Origin of the sequence: Pseudomonas vlassakiae (assembly GCF_014269035.2) — a bacterium.
Taxonomy (GTDB): Bacteria; Pseudomonadota; Gammaproteobacteria; order Pseudomonadales; family Pseudomonadaceae; genus Aquipseudomonas; species Aquipseudomonas vlassakiae.
Genome location: NZ_JABWRP020000003.1, coordinates 267,826 through 280,532, shown reverse-complemented (window position 1 = coordinate 280,532; position 12,707 = coordinate 267,826). Strand labels below are relative to the sequence as shown.

The window sequence follows — 12,707 nt, the reverse complement described above, 5'->3', positions numbered from 1 at the left end:
TTTCACGGAGGGGCATCCCCTATGAGAACCCAGCACCAGAGCAAGCGTGAACTGGACAAGATCGACCGTAACATCCTGCGCATCCTGCAGAATGACGGGCGTATTTCCTTCACCGAACTGGGCGAGAAAGTCGGGCTTTCCACCACCCCTTGCACCGAGCGCGTCCGCCGCCTGGAGCGCGAGGGCATCATCATGGGCTACAACGCCCGGCTGAATCCGCAGCACCTCAAGGGCAGCCTGCTGGTGTTCGTGGAAATCAGCCTGGACTACAAGTCCGGCGACACCTTCGAGGAGTTCCGCCGGGCGGTGCTCAAACTGCCTCATGTGCTGGAATGCCACTTGGTATCCGGTGACTTCGACTACCTGGTGAAAGCGCGTATTTCGGAAATGGCCTCGTACCGCAAGCTGCTCGGCGACATCCTGCTGAAACTGCCGCACGTGCGCGAATCGAAGAGCTACATCGTGATGGAAGAGGTGAAGGAGAGCCTCTGCCTGCCAATCCCGGACTGAGGCTAGACCAGCACCTGGCGGGTGCTGGCGATGAACTGGTGAATCAGCTGCTCGGCCTCGGGCTCGATCATCGGGTCCGGGCCACGGCCGCGTGGGCAGGCCATGCGCGGCGTGGTGCCGAACAGTCGGCAGATCATCGGCCGTTCTTCATAGACGGTGCAGCCGCTGGGGCCCAGGTGCACGCAATTCAGGTGCTCCAGCGCGGCATCCTGCTCGGCCTGGGTCTTGCGCGGCAGGCGGGCCATCTCTTCGGACGAGGTGGTGACCGGGCCGCAGCAGTCGTGGCAGCCGGGCTCACATTCGAAGGAAGGAATCAGTTCGCGCAGGAAGTGGATTTTGTGACGGTTGCAGGACATGGCCGGAGAAACACATGAAATTTAAATCAGGCTGAATTATAAGGCCAACTGTCAGGCCTCGGCTTATTCTGCCACTTTCACAACAGCAACAGGACTTCGCCCATGATCCACAGCGCGCAGCACGCCGCTTCCTATTACGCCGCCAGCAGCGCGCCCCACCCGGACCATTCCTTCCTGCAAGGTGAGCACAGCGCAGATGTGTGTATCGTCGGTGGCGGCTATTCGGGGCTGAACACGGCTATCGAACTGGCCGAGCGCGGCTTCTCGGTCATCCTGCTGGAAGCGCGCAAGCTCGGCTGGGGAGCCAGCGGGCGCAATGGCGGCCAGCTGATCCGCGGCGTCGGCCACGGCCTGGAGCAGTTTCTTCCAGTGATCGGCGAGGAAGGCGTACGCAGCATGAAGCTGATGGGCCTGGAAGCCGTGGAGATCGTTCGCGAACGGGTCGAACGTCACGCCATTGCCTGCGACCTGACCTGGGGTTACTGCGACCTGGCCAACAAACCCGACGAGCTGAAAGGCTTTGCCGAGGGTGCAGATGAACTGCGCAGCCTGGGCTACCGCCACGAACTGCGCCTGGTCGGCAAGGACGACATGCATAGCGTGGTGGGCTCCGATCGCTATGTCGGCGGCCTGATCGACATGGGCTCGGGGCACTTGCACCCGCTCAACCTGGCCTTGGGTGAAGCGGCTGTCGCCAGTCGCCTGGGTGTAAAGCTGTTCGAGCAGTCCGAGGTCACGCGCATCGACTACGGCACTGAAGTCCAGGTGCACACCGCTCAGGGCCGGGTGCGCGCCAAGACTCTGGTGCTGTGCTGCAATGCCTACCACAACGACCTCAACCGCGAACTGGGCGGCAAGGTGCTGCCAGCCGGCAGCTACATCATTGCCACCGAGCCGCTCAGCGAAGAACGCGCGCATCAGTTGCTGCCGCAGAACATGGCGGTGTGCGACCAACGCGTGGCGCTGGACTACTATCGCCTGTCGGCCGACCGCCGCCTGCTGTTCGGGGGTGCCTGCCACTATTCCGGACGCGACCCTAAAGACATCGCGGCCTACATGCGGCCGAAGATGCTCAAGGTGTTCCCGCAGCTGGCCGATGTGCGCATCGATTATCAGTGGGGCGGCATGATCGGCATCGGCGCCAACCGTCTGCCACAGGTCGGCCGCCTGGCCAGCCAGCCGAATGTCTATTACGCCCAGGCCTATTCCGGCCACGGCCTGAACGCCACGCACCTGGCCGCACGCCTGCTGGGTGAAGCGATCAGCGGCCAGGAAAGCGGGCGCTTCGACCTGTTCGCCAAGGTGCCGCATGTCACCTTCCCCGGTGGCAAGCACCTGCGCTCGCCGATCCTGGCCCTGGGAATGCTCTGGCATCGCCTGAAAGAGCTGGTCTGAAGGCTGATACATTGCCCCCGTGGGAGCGGGTTCACCCGCGAAGCATGCAACGCGGTGCATGGCACCGGCTTTGCCGGTGTTCGCGGCGGTTCGACGCCTCGATAAACCCGCTGCCACAGAAAGTGCGGCGGCTCAGTCTCTCCAGAAGGGTTTGCGCCCCTCGGTACGTGCCTGTTCCCAGCTCAGCCCGATATCCCGCAGCTGGTCATCGTCCAGCTGCAGCAGGGCCCGGCGGGTGTGCCAGCGATGCAGCATCAGCCCCCAACGCCCGAGCCCTTCCGGTGCGTTGAACACCTTGGTCTGCTGCCCGGCGTCCAGTTCCTTGGCCAACAGTTGCAAGCGCACATCGCTCATGCCCCCCATCGCTGCTCTCTCCCATTCAGTGTGTAACCGTGGAGAAAGCATGCGCGACGACAGGCCCGACAATACAGATCCAATACGGGCTTATTATTCCCATACAGCATTGGTCCTCTGACGCCTGAATGCTGTATTTTCGACGCAACTGTACTGGTCGCTTTCTACAAGAAGCGTAGGAGTATGCCTTGACCCTCTACTTGAACCTCGCCGAACTGCTCGGTGCGCGCATCGAACAGGGCCTCTACCGCCCCGGCCAGCGCCTGCCATCGGTACGCGCCCTGAGCGTGGAGCACGGGGTCAGCCTGAGCACCGTACAGCAGGCCTACCGCATGCTCGAAGACAGCGGCATGGTTTCGCCACGGCCCAAGTCCGGCTACTTCGTCAGCGACCATCGCCACCTCCCTGCCCTGCCCGCCGTCAGCCGCCCGGCCCAACGCCCGGTGGATATCTCGCAATGGGAACAGGTGCTCGAACTGGTGCGCAGTACCCCGCGTCCGGACATCATTCAGCTCGGTCGCGGCATGCCCGACATCGACAGCCCGACCCTCAAGCCGCTGCTGCGCAGCCTCGCTCAACTGAGCCGGCGCCAGGACATGCCGGGCCTGTACTACGACAACATCCATGGCAACCTGGCCCTGCGCGAGCAGATCGCCCGGCTGACGCTCGACTCCGGCTGCCGCCTGAGCCCGGCCGACCTGGTGGTGACCACCGGCTGCCACGAGGCGCTGTCGTGCAGCATCCGCGCAGTGTGCGAGCCAGGCGATATCGTGGCGGTCGACTCGCCAAGCTTCCACGGCGCCATGCAGACCCTCAAGGGCCTGGGCATGAAGGCCCTGGAAATTCCTACCGACCCGGTCACCGGCATCAGCCTTGAAGCCCTGGAGCTGGCGCTTGAACAATGGCCGATCAAGCTCATCCAGATCACCCCCAGCTGCAACAACCCGCTTGGCTACATCATGCCCGAAGCACGCAAGAAAGCCCTGCTGAGCCTGGCCCAGCGCTACGATGTGGCGATCCTGGAAGACGACGTGTATGGCGACCTGGCCTACACCTACCCGCGCCCGCGCACCCTCAAGTCGTTCGACGACGACGGCCGCGTGCTGCTGTGCAGTTCGTTCTCCAAGACCCTCGCCCCAGGCCTGCGCATCGGCTGGGTCGCCCCCGGCCGTTATCTGGAGCGGGTGCTGCACATGAAGTACATCAGCACTGGCAGCACCGCCAGCCAGCCGCAACTGGCGATCGCCGACTTCATTGCCGCCGGCCACTACCAGCCCCATGTGCGACGCATGCGCAGCCAGTACCAGCGTGGTCGCGACCTGATGAGCGACTGGGTAACCTGTCATTTCCCGGCCGGCACCCGGGTCAGCCGACCGCAGGGCGGCTTCATGCTGTGGGTGGAATTGCCTGAACATTTCGATACGCTGCGGCTGAACCGCGCTTTACTGGAGCAGGGTGTGCAGATTGCCGTGGGCAGCATCTTCTCGGCCTCGGGCAAGTTCCGCCATTGCCTGCGCATGAATTTCGCCGCTCGGCCAACGCCGCAGATCGAAGCGGCCGTGCGCAAGGTCGGTGAAACCGCCCTTCGTCTACTGGCTGAAGATAACGCCGAGGCGTAACTTTGCGCCGCCTTTGGTAGTCCAACCCCTTAGCGCTTTGCCGTACAGGACGATACCCCCTTGAGACTCCAGCGAGCCTTGCCTCTGCTGCTGGTGCTGCTGCTCGGCCTCAACGGCTGTGCCAGTATCGGCACGCCCCGCGAAACCAGCCAGGCACTGCCGGCCAGCGAATCGGCCTTCGGCCGCTCGGTACTACGCCAGGCCGCGCCCTATGAGGGGCGCTCGGGCTTTCGCCTGTTGCCCAACAGCAACGAGGCATTTCGCGCCCGCGCCGAGTTGATCCGCAACGCGCAGGCGAGCATCGACCTGCAGTACTACATCGTTCACGATGGCCTGAGCACCCGCGCCCTGGTGCACGAACTGCTGCGTGCAGCCGACCGCGGCGTGCGCGTGCGCATCCTGCTCGACGACACCACCAGCGATGGCCTGGACACCATCATGGGCACCCTCGATGCCCACCCGAACATCCAGATCCGCGTGTTCAACCCCTTGCACCTGGGGCGCAGCACCGGCGCGACGCGGGCAGTCGGCCGCCTGTTCAACCTGTCGCGCCAGCACCGGCGCATGCACAACAAGTTGTTCCTGGTGGACAACAGCATGGCCATCGTCGGCGGGCGCAACCTGGGTGACGAGTACTTCGATGCCGAACCCAACCTCAATTTCACCGACATCGACCTGCTCGGCGTCGGCCCGGTGGCCGAGCAATTGGGGCACAGCTTCGACCAGTACTGGAACAGCGCCCTGAGCCGGCCGATCACCGATTTCCTCTGGCAGGCACCGGATGCCGACGACCTGCGCGCCAGCCGCCAGCGCCTGGAAGTGTCCCTGGCCCAGGCGCGGGTAGAGCGCAAGGCCCTGTACGACCGGCTCATGTCCTACCAGTCGCAACCGCGCCTGGATGTATGGCGCAACGAACTGATCTGGGCCCACGCCCAAGCGCTGTGGGATGCCCCGAGCAAGGTGCTGGCCGATGATGAGCCGGACCCACAGTTGCTGATGAGCCAGCAGCTGGCACCGGACCTGGCCAGCGTGCAGCACGAGCTGATCCTGATGTCGGCCTATTTCGTACCGGGCGAGCCGGGCCTGCTGTACCTGACCGGCCGGGCCGACGCCGGCGCTTCGGTGAAGTTGCTGACCAACTCGCTGGAGGCCACCGATGTGCCGGCTGTTCATGGCGGCTATGCGCCCTATCGCCGCGCGCTGCTCGAACACGGCGTGCAGCTGTTCGAACTGCGTCGTCAGCCGGGCGACCCGACACCTGCGCGCCTGAGCTTCCACGGCAGCAGTTCGGATTCGAGTTTGCACACCAAGGCCATCGTGTTCGACCGGCGCAAGACCTTCATCGGCTCGTTCAACTTCGACCCGCGTTCAGTGCTTTGGAACACCGAGGTCGGCGTGCTGGTGGACAGCCCGGAGCTGGCTGAATACACCCGTGAACTGGCCCAGCAGGGCATGGCACCGGCTTTGAGCTATCAGGTCAAGCTGGTGGGTGACGAACTGGTCTGGGTGACCGAGGACAATGGCCAACGGCACATGCTGACCTCCGAGCCGGGTGGCCTCTGGCGGCGCTTCAATGCCTGGATCAGCAAGGCCGTCGGCCTGGAGAAGATGCTGTAGGCTCAGGCCGAGGCTGGCTCGAACGCACCGCGCCTGCGGGTCAGCACTACCAGGCCGGCGGCCCCTGCCGCCATCAGCCACAGCAGCGCATGGCCGCTGATCCACTGGCTGCCCGCACCTGCCAGCAATGGCCCGAGCAGGCATCCGATTCCCCACAGCTGCGCCACATGAGCATTGGCCCGCACCAGCGCATCATCGCGGTAACGCTCACCGATCAAGATCAGCGACAAGGTGAACAAGCCACCGGCGCTAGCGCCGAACAGTACCCACAGGGGCCAGATCGCCAACGTCTCCAGCAGCAACGGAATCGCCAGGCTGGTAACCATCAGGGTCACGGCACAACCGGTGAACAGGGCCTGCCGCGACATGTGGTCCGCCAGTGCCCCGATCGGCAGCTGCAGCACGGCATCGCCTACTACCACGGTGCTGACCATGAACAAGGCAATTTCGGTAGTGAAGCCCTGCTGAAGGCAATACACCGGCAACAGCGTCAGAATCATCGCCTCGAAAGCGGCGAACAAGGCAACAGCCCAGGCGATCACCGGCAAACGCCGGCAGAAGGCGAACAGGTCGCCGAAGGTTACGCTGCATGCTTCGGTGCTCGGTGCCCCACCCCGGCCCAACAACAGTAATGGCGCCAACAGCAACAGGCTGGTCGCAGCCCAGAAGCCGAAGTCATCGTCGGAACCCAGGAAGCCCAGCACCAGAGGCCCGGCCAGCTGGCTCAAGGCGTAGCTGCTGCCGTACAAGGCCACCAGGCGGCCGCGCCATTGCTCGACTACCAACTGGTTGATCCAACTTTCACCGAGGATGAACACCACGGTCAGCGACATGCCGATCAGCAAACGCAGGGCCAGCCACAACGGGTAGCTCGGCAGCAGCGCCACCAGGCCAATGGACAACGCCCCTCCCCACAGGCACAGGCGCATCGCCGAGGGTACGCCGACCCAGCCTGCCAGGCGGCTGGCCAGGCTGGCCCCGAGCAGCACGCCCAGCGCCGGCATCGCCGCCATCACACCGATGGCGAACCCGCCGTAGCCCCAGGCCTCAAGGCGCAGGGACACCAGCGGCATGCTCACACCGAGCGCGAGCCCGACACTGAGCACCGACGCCAGCACGGCAAAATAGGTTCCCCAACGCATTGCAGCCTCCCAGGCAAAATTCTTGAATGGCAGAAACGACGAAGCCGGGGCGGTATGAGCCGCCCCGGCTATGGTTGGGGCCGCCAAGCGGCCCCCACTGGAATTACAGCTTGATCCAGGTCGCTTTCAGCTCGGTGTACTTCTCCAGCGCGTGCAGCGACTTGTCACGGCCGTTGCCCGACTGCTTGAAGCCGCCGAACGGTGCAGTCATGTCGCCGCCGTCGTACTGGTTGACCCAGACGCTGCCAGCGCGCACGGCACGGGCGGTCTTGTGGGCCTTGGAGATGTCCGAGGTCCAGATGCCGGCGGCCAGGCCATACGGGGTGTCGTTGGCGATGGCGATGGCTTCTTCGGCGGTGTCGAAGGCGATCACCGACAGCACCGGGCCGAAGATTTCTTCCTGGGCGATGCGCATGGCGTTGGTCACGCCGTCGAAGATGGTCGGCTCGACGTAGGTGCCACCGGTCTCTTCCAGGGTGCGCTTGCCACCGGCCAGCAGCTTGGCGCCGTCCTTGTGGCCGGCGTCGATGTACGACAGCACGGTGTTCATCTGCTGGGTGTCCACCAGAGCACCGACGGTGGTCTGTGGGTCCAGCGGGTTGCCTGGTTTCCAGCCCTTGAGGGCCTCGACCACCATTGGCAGGAACTTGTCCTTGATCGAGCGCTCGACCAGCAGACGGGAACCGGCGGTGCACACTTCGCCCTGGTTGAAGGCGATGGCGCTGGCGGCCGCTTCAGCGGCGGCTTGCAGGTCCGGAGCGTCGGCGAAGACGATGTTCGGGCTCTTGCCACCGGCTTCCAGCCAGATGCGCTTCATGTTCGACTCGCCCGCATAGACCATCAGCTGCTTGGCGATCTTGGTGGAGCCGGTGAACACCAGGGTGTCGACGTCCATGTGCAGTGCCAGGGCCTTGCCCACGGTGTGGCCATAGCCTGGCAGCACGTTCAGCACACCCGCCGGGATGCCGGCTTCGATCGCCAGCTGAGCGATGCGGATGGCGGTCAGTGGGGACTTTTCGGACGGCTTGAGCACTACCGAGTTACCGGTGGCGAGTGCCGGGCCGAGTTTCCAGCACGCCATCAGCAGCGGGAAGTTCCACGGTACGATGGCGCCGACCACGCCAACCGGCTCACGGGTAACCAGGCCGAGCTGGTCGTGTGGGGTCGGGGCGACTTCGTCGTAGACTTTGTCGATGGCTTCGGCAGTCCAGTGAATGGCTTGCGCCGCACCCGGGATATCGATGCTGGAGGAGTCACTGATCGGCTTTCCCATGTCCAGGGTTTCCAGCAGCGCCAGCTCCTCGACGTTTTTACGCAACAGGTCGGCGAAGCGGATCAGCGTGGCCTTGCGCTTGGCCGGGGCCAGTTGCGACCAGACGCCGGAATCGAAGGTGGCACGGGCGTTTTCCACGGCGCGGTTGGCGTCGGCCAGGTCGCAGCTGGCAACCTTGGCCAGGAAGCGTCCGTCGACCGGGCTCAGGCAGTCGAATGTTTCACCGGATGCGGCGTCGGTGTATTCGCCGTTGATGAAGGCACGGCCTTCGATCTTCAGTTGCTGGGCACGTTGTTCCCAATCCGCACGGGTCAGGGTGGTCATACGAAACTCCTCCTCTTGTTTAGGTGCAACGCCGCACTGAGGACTCACAGGCGTTGTCAGAATTCTGGCCGGGCGACGAACGCACACTGGCAAGCGATACCCTAAACCAGGCTGGGTAAAGTATCAATATATTTGACACGAACGGCCTAAAAGCCTACTGATGTGCATTTTATTAAACAACAAAAGGAGCCGCACCATGAGCATCGACAGCATCATCGACTTCGCCCAGGTTCTCACCGAGGCCGAACGCTACCGCCCAGCCGCGGAAAAAATCCTCAAAGGCGAGCCGGACCAGGCTGTCTACAACCATTATTCCAGCCCATGCGGGCAGTTCGCCGCGGGCGTCTGGGAAGGTGAAATCGGGCAATGGACGGTGAGCTACACCGAACATGAATATTGCGAGATCGTGCAGGGCGTCTCGGTACTGCGCGACCAGGACGGCGGGGCCAAGACCCTGCGTGCCGGTGACCGGTTCGTCATCCCGGCAGGCTTCAAGGGCACCTGGGAAGTACTGGAACCGTGCCGCAAGATCTACGTGATGTTCGAGCAGAAGTAATTATGTAGCGCAGCCGGTTTGCAGGCCTGCAGGAGGATGACCCAGCCCACATCGGCCATCCTCACATCAATGGAAATCGCACATGAACAACGACGAAATCCTGCAAACCCTCGCCCATCTGATCGGCACCCGTTACGAACCATCGGTCAAGCACATCATTACCCAGTTAACCGGTCGTCCTCGTGTCGTGGGGCCCAACGAGATCAGCACCCGCGAATACGACATCACCCGGATTCACATCAATACCGATGCAAACCAGTTGATCCAGGGTTTTACCTTCAACTGACCCCACCGCAGGCATAAAAAAACCCGCGTCCTTTCGGATGCGGGTTTTTTTCAGGTCGCCGATCAATTACTTGATCTTGGCTTCCTTGTACACCACGTGCTTGCGAACAACCGGATCGTATTTCTTGATCTCGATTTTGTCCGGGGTGGTGCGCTTGTTCTTGTCGGTGGTGTAGAAGTGGCCGGTACCGGCACTCGAAACCAGACGAATCAATTCACGCATGATGTTCTCCCTTAAACCTTGGCGCCAGCTTTACGGATATCAACCAGAACGGCGTCGATGCCGCGCTTGTCGATGATACGCATGCCTTTGGCGGATACACGCAGACGCACGAAACGCTTCTCGGACTCAACCCAGAAACGGTGGTGCTGCAGGTTCGGCAGGAAACGACGACGGGTTTTGTTGTTTGCGTGGGAAATGTTGTTCCCGGTTACTGGACCCTTACCAGTAACTTGACAGACTCTCGACATGACTCAGCCCTCTAAAACCTCATGCCCAACCCGGCATGGGTTGGCCGCTTAATCTCTCAGTCTTTGGCGCCAGGCGCCGTGATTCTGGAGGTCTTATCGACCGGATCCGCTGATGCGACAGGCCGAGCCCCTAGAAAAGAGCGCTGCTTTATACCAGAAAGACTACGCCGCAACAACAGGAGATGAGCATCCTGCTGCCACGAATTGTGCGCGAGCAGCATAACGACTCGCTCGCCCCGCTGTCGACCGCTCGTCGCCAAGCGCCTGAAAAAGAGGGTGGTCATTTCCTTTTACGCACACTAGGGTAGGACATTTCCAGACTGCGCCGGCAGATGGGCCATCGATCAGCCAAGGAGCCACCATGCGTGCTGCCGCCCTTTCCTTATTGTTCACATCCCTGTTCGCCGCAGGCGTTGCCCAGGCCGCCCCGCTTAGCGTCTGCACCGAGGCCAGCCCCGAAGGCTTCGACGTGGTCCAGTACAACTCGCTGACCACCACCAACGCTTCGGCCGATGTGCTGATGAACCGCCTGGTCGAGTTTGACGCGGGCCAGGGCAAGGTGGTGCCGAGCCTGGCGCAGAGCTGGACGGTGTCGGCCGATGGCCTGACCTACGATTTCACGCTGCGCGCCGGGGTGAAATTCCACACTACGCCGTACTTCAAGCCCACCCGTGAACTGAACGCCGACGACGTGCTGTTCAGCTTCCAGCGCATGCTCTACCCCGCCCACGCCTGGCACAAGACCGCCCCGGGCGGCTATCCACATGCCCAGTCGCTGCAACTGGGCAGCCTGATCAAGACGATCGAGGCGCCCGAGCCGAACACTGTGCGCTTCACCCTGACCCACGCCGACGCGACCTTCCTGGCCACCCTGAGCATGGGCTTCGCCTCGATCTACTCGGCCGAGTACGCCGACAAGCTGATGAAGGACGGCACCCCGGAAAAGCTCAACAGCCAACCGATCGGCACCGGCCCGTTCGTTTTCCAGCGCTTCCAGAAGGACGCAGTGGTGCGTTATCGCGCCAACCCGGATTACTTCGACGGCAAGCCGGCAGTCGACCCGCTGATCTTCGCCATCACCACCGACGCCAACGTGCGCCTGCAAAAGCTCAAGCGCAACGAATGCCAGGTAGCCCTTTCGCCCAAGCCAGTGGACATCGCCGAGGCCGGCAAGGACGGCAACCTCAAGGTCGCCACCACCCCGGCATTCATGACCGCCTTTGTCGCCATCAACAGCGAACACCCTCCGCTGGACAAGCCTGAGGTGCGCCAGGCGATCAACCTGGCGTTCGACAAGCAGGCCTACCTCAAGGCCGTATTCGAAGACACCGCCACCGCTGCCAACGGCCCCTACCCGCCCAACACCTGGAGCTACGCCAAGGACCTGCCCGGCTATCCGTTGAACCTGAACAAAGCCAAGGCACTGCTGGCCAAGGCTGGCCTGGCCGATGGTTTCAGCACCACCCTCTGGACCCGTCCGTCGGGCAGCCTGCTCAACCCCAACCCAAGCCTGGGTGCACAGATGCTCCAGGCGGACCTGGCGAAGATCGGCATCAAGGCCGAGATCCGCGTGATCGAGTGGGGCGAGCTGATCCGCCGGGCCAAGGCAGGCGAACACGACCTGCTGTTCATGGGCTGGGCTGGCGACAACGGCGACCCAGACAACTTCCTCAGCCCGCAGTTTTCTTGCGCGGCGGTGCAATCGGGGACCAACTTCGCCCGCTTCTGCGACAACCGCCTGGACCAGCTGATCAGTGCCGGGCGCACCACCAACGACCAGAGCGTGCGTAGTCGCCTGTACCAGCAGGCGCAGACCTTGATCCAGCAGCAGGCGCTGTGGCTGCCATTGGCGCACCCGACGGCGGCGACGCTGTTGCGCCAAGGGGTCGAGGGTTATCAGGTGAGCCCGTTCGGGCGGCTGGATTTCAGCAAGGTTTCTGTGACGCGGTAAGTTTTTTGGGGCCCGCCTTGAAAGATTTTGCGCCTGTGAGATCGAGCGCCGCTCGATCTCACAGGCGCCAAACCCCTCAAGACAGGCGCCTTGCAGCCCTGACCGTATTACCCCGCCTAAGCCACAATCCACCCATGCTCGACCATCGACAACGGCTCCCCGTCGCCAATGATGATGTGATCCAGCACCCGCACATCAATCAACCCCAACCCCCGCTTCAGCGACAGTGTCAGGTGCAGATCATCCTGGCTAGGCTCGCAGTTGCCCGAGGGATGGTTATGGCACAGGATCAGCGCCGCCGCATTGTGTTGCAGCGCCCGACGTACCACTTCTCGCGGATAGACGCTCGCCCGGTCTATCGTGCCCCTGAACAGGATCTCGAACGCCAATGGCCGGTGCTTGGAATCCAGAAACAGGCAGCCGAACACCTCGCTCACCTCATGCCTCAGCATGGATTTCAGATAGCGTCGCACTGCCGCCGGGCTGTCCATTGCCGACTCTCGCTCAATGGTCGTGGCAAGGTGCCTGCGCCCAATCTCCAGCAATGCCTGCAATTGGCCGTACCGCACCGGCCCCAGGCCGAGTTCGCCGACAAAGGCGTCCCGCTCGGCTTCCAGCAACTGCCGCAAGCCACCGAACTTCACCAACAACCGTCGCGCCAACTCCACGACATTGCACCCGCGCACGCCAGAGCCGAGAAATACGGCAAGCAATTCCGCATCGGTCAAGCTCCCGGCCCCACGCTGCAACAACTTCTCCCTCGGCCGCTCTTCTGACGGCCATTCCCTGATATTCATTCCCGCTCCCTACCCGTGCTGCGGCCCGTTTCGGCCCTGTGTTAATCTATTTCGCCT

Annotated in this window: 14 protein-coding genes; 7 read left to right on the top strand and 7 right to left on the bottom strand. The window is 63.0% G+C overall.

Annotated features, from left to right (window positions below; genetic code table 11):
* Nucleotides 1-21 precede the first annotated feature (21 nt).
* Complete coding sequence (dadR, locus tag HU738_RS05595) at nt 22-510, top strand: transcriptional regulator DadR (protein ID WP_003258963.1); 489 nt, start codon at nt 22-24, stop codon at nt 508-510.
* 2 nt (nt 511-512) lie between these two features.
* On the opposite strand, the gene HU738_RS05590 is transcribed toward dadR, so the two are convergent.
* Nucleotides 513-866, bottom strand: a complete 354-nt coding sequence (locus HU738_RS05590; RefSeq protein ID WP_186601474.1) for a YkgJ family cysteine cluster protein — start codon at nt 864-866, stop codon at nt 513-515.
* Between the two features lie 102 nt (nt 867-968).
* Here HU738_RS05590 and HU738_RS05585 point away from each other — a divergent pair, with 102 nt between their 5' ends.
* Entirely contained in the window at nt 969-2,261 is a 1,293-nt protein-coding gene (locus HU738_RS05585; protein WP_186601475.1) for an NAD(P)/FAD-dependent oxidoreductase, read from the top strand.
* A gap of 132 nt (nt 2,262-2,393) precedes the next feature.
* On the opposite strand, the gene HU738_RS05580 is transcribed toward HU738_RS05585, so the two are convergent.
* Nucleotides 2,394-2,624, bottom strand: coding sequence for a DUF1127 domain-containing protein (locus HU738_RS05580; RefSeq protein ID WP_176508479.1), 231 nt, complete (start codon nt 2,622-2,624; stop codon nt 2,394-2,396).
* Nucleotides 2,625-2,803: 179 nt separating this feature from the next.
* On the opposite strand from HU738_RS05580, the gene HU738_RS05575 reads away from it, so the two are divergent.
* Together HU738_RS05575 and HU738_RS05570 are read left to right on the top strand one after the other, a co-directional pair.
* Nucleotides 2,804-4,234 carry an aminotransferase-like domain-containing protein gene (locus tag HU738_RS05575; protein WP_186601476.1) on the top strand — a complete coding sequence of 477 codons (1,431 nt, stop codon included), beginning with the start codon at nt 2,804-2,806 and terminating at the stop codon, nt 4,232-4,234.
* Between the two features lie 60 nt (nt 4,235-4,294).
* Entirely contained in the window at nt 4,295-5,851 is a 1,557-nt protein-coding gene (locus HU738_RS05570) for a phospholipase D family protein (protein WP_186601477.1), read from the top strand.
* A 2-nt stretch (nt 5,852-5,853) separates the two neighbouring features.
* Here the strand turns inward: HU738_RS05570 and HU738_RS05565 are convergent, their stop codons facing one another.
* Together HU738_RS05565 and HU738_RS05560 are read right to left on the bottom strand one after the other, a co-directional pair.
* Complete coding sequence (locus HU738_RS05565; protein WP_186601478.1) at nt 5,854-6,993, bottom strand: MFS transporter; 1,140 nt, start codon at nt 6,991-6,993, stop codon at nt 5,854-5,856.
* A gap of 103 nt (nt 6,994-7,096) precedes the next feature.
* Nucleotides 7,097-8,590, bottom strand: coding sequence for an aldehyde dehydrogenase (locus HU738_RS05560; protein ID WP_099815011.1), 1,494 nt, complete (start codon nt 8,588-8,590; stop codon nt 7,097-7,099).
* A gap of 196 nt (nt 8,591-8,786) precedes the next feature.
* Between HU738_RS05560 and HU738_RS05555 the strand changes: the two genes are divergently transcribed.
* Both HU738_RS05555 and HU738_RS05550 read left to right on the top strand, forming a co-directional pair.
* The gene (locus HU738_RS05555) at nt 8,787-9,146 is read left to right on the top strand and encodes a cupin domain-containing protein (protein WP_176508483.1); all 360 of its coding nucleotides are present in this window, start codon (nt 8,787-8,789) and stop codon (nt 9,144-9,146) included.
* Nucleotides 9,147-9,228: 82 nt separating this feature from the next.
* Nucleotides 9,229-9,432, top strand: a complete 204-nt coding sequence (locus HU738_RS05550) for a hypothetical protein (protein ID WP_186601479.1) — start codon at nt 9,229-9,231, stop codon at nt 9,430-9,432.
* 66 nt (nt 9,433-9,498) lie between these two features.
* Here the strand turns inward: HU738_RS05550 and rpmG are convergent, their stop codons facing one another.
* Nucleotides 9,499-9,654, bottom strand: coding sequence for a 50S ribosomal protein L33 (gene rpmG, locus HU738_RS05545; protein ID WP_003253507.1), 156 nt, complete (start codon nt 9,652-9,654; stop codon nt 9,499-9,501).
* Nucleotides 9,655-9,665: 11 nt separating this feature from the next.
* Entirely contained in the window at nt 9,666-9,902 is a 237-nt protein-coding gene (gene rpmB, locus HU738_RS05540; RefSeq protein ID WP_003253504.1) for a 50S ribosomal protein L28, read from the bottom strand.
* 361 nt (nt 9,903-10,263) lie between these two features.
* Here rpmB and HU738_RS05535 point away from each other — a divergent pair, with 361 nt between their 5' ends.
* The gene (locus tag HU738_RS05535; protein ID WP_186601480.1) at nt 10,264-11,853 is read left to right on the top strand and encodes an ABC transporter substrate-binding protein; all 1,590 of its coding nucleotides are present in this window, start codon (nt 10,264-10,266) and stop codon (nt 11,851-11,853) included.
* 116 nt (nt 11,854-11,969) lie between these two features.
* Here HU738_RS05535 and radC read toward each other — a convergent pair whose 3' ends face one another.
* A complete protein-coding gene (gene radC / locus HU738_RS05530; protein ID WP_176508486.1) occupies nt 11,970-12,650 on the bottom strand; it encodes a RadC family protein in 681 nt (226 codons plus the stop codon).
* Nucleotides 12,651-12,707: the final 57 nt, after the last annotated feature.

Coding starts and splice junctions, on each gene's coding strand:
- dadR (WP_003258963.1), top strand. CDS start 22: ATGAGAACCCAGCACCAGAGCAAGCGTGAACTGGACAAGATCGACCGT.
- HU738_RS05555 (WP_176508483.1), top strand. CDS start 8,787: ATGAGCATCGACAGCATCATCGACTTCGCCCAGGTTCTCACCGAGGCC.
- rpmG (WP_003253507.1), bottom strand. CDS start 9,654: ATGCGTGAATTGATTCGTCTGGTTTCGAGTGCCGGTACCGGCCACTTC.
- HU738_RS05585 (WP_186601475.1), top strand. CDS start 969: ATGATCCACAGCGCGCAGCACGCCGCTTCCTATTACGCCGCCAGCAGC.
- HU738_RS05535 (WP_186601480.1), top strand. CDS start 10,264: ATGCGTGCTGCCGCCCTTTCCTTATTGTTCACATCCCTGTTCGCCGCA.
- radC (WP_176508486.1), bottom strand. CDS start 12,650: ATGAATATCAGGGAATGGCCGTCAGAAGAGCGGCCGAGGGAGAAGTTG.
- HU738_RS05590 (WP_186601474.1), bottom strand. CDS start 866: ATGTCCTGCAACCGTCACAAAATCCACTTCCTGCGCGAACTGATTCCT.
- rpmB (WP_003253504.1), bottom strand. CDS start 9,902: ATGTCGAGAGTCTGTCAAGTTACTGGTAAGGGTCCAGTAACCGGGAAC.
- HU738_RS05550 (WP_186601479.1), top strand. CDS start 9,229: ATGAACAACGACGAAATCCTGCAAACCCTCGCCCATCTGATCGGCACC.
- HU738_RS05565 (WP_186601478.1), bottom strand. CDS start 6,993: ATGCGTTGGGGAACCTATTTTGCCGTGCTGGCGTCGGTGCTCAGTGTC.
- HU738_RS05580 (WP_176508479.1), bottom strand. CDS start 2,624: ATGGGGGGCATGAGCGATGTGCGCTTGCAACTGTTGGCCAAGGAACTG.
- HU738_RS05560 (WP_099815011.1), bottom strand. CDS start 8,590: ATGACCACCCTGACCCGTGCGGATTGGGAACAACGTGCCCAGCAACTG.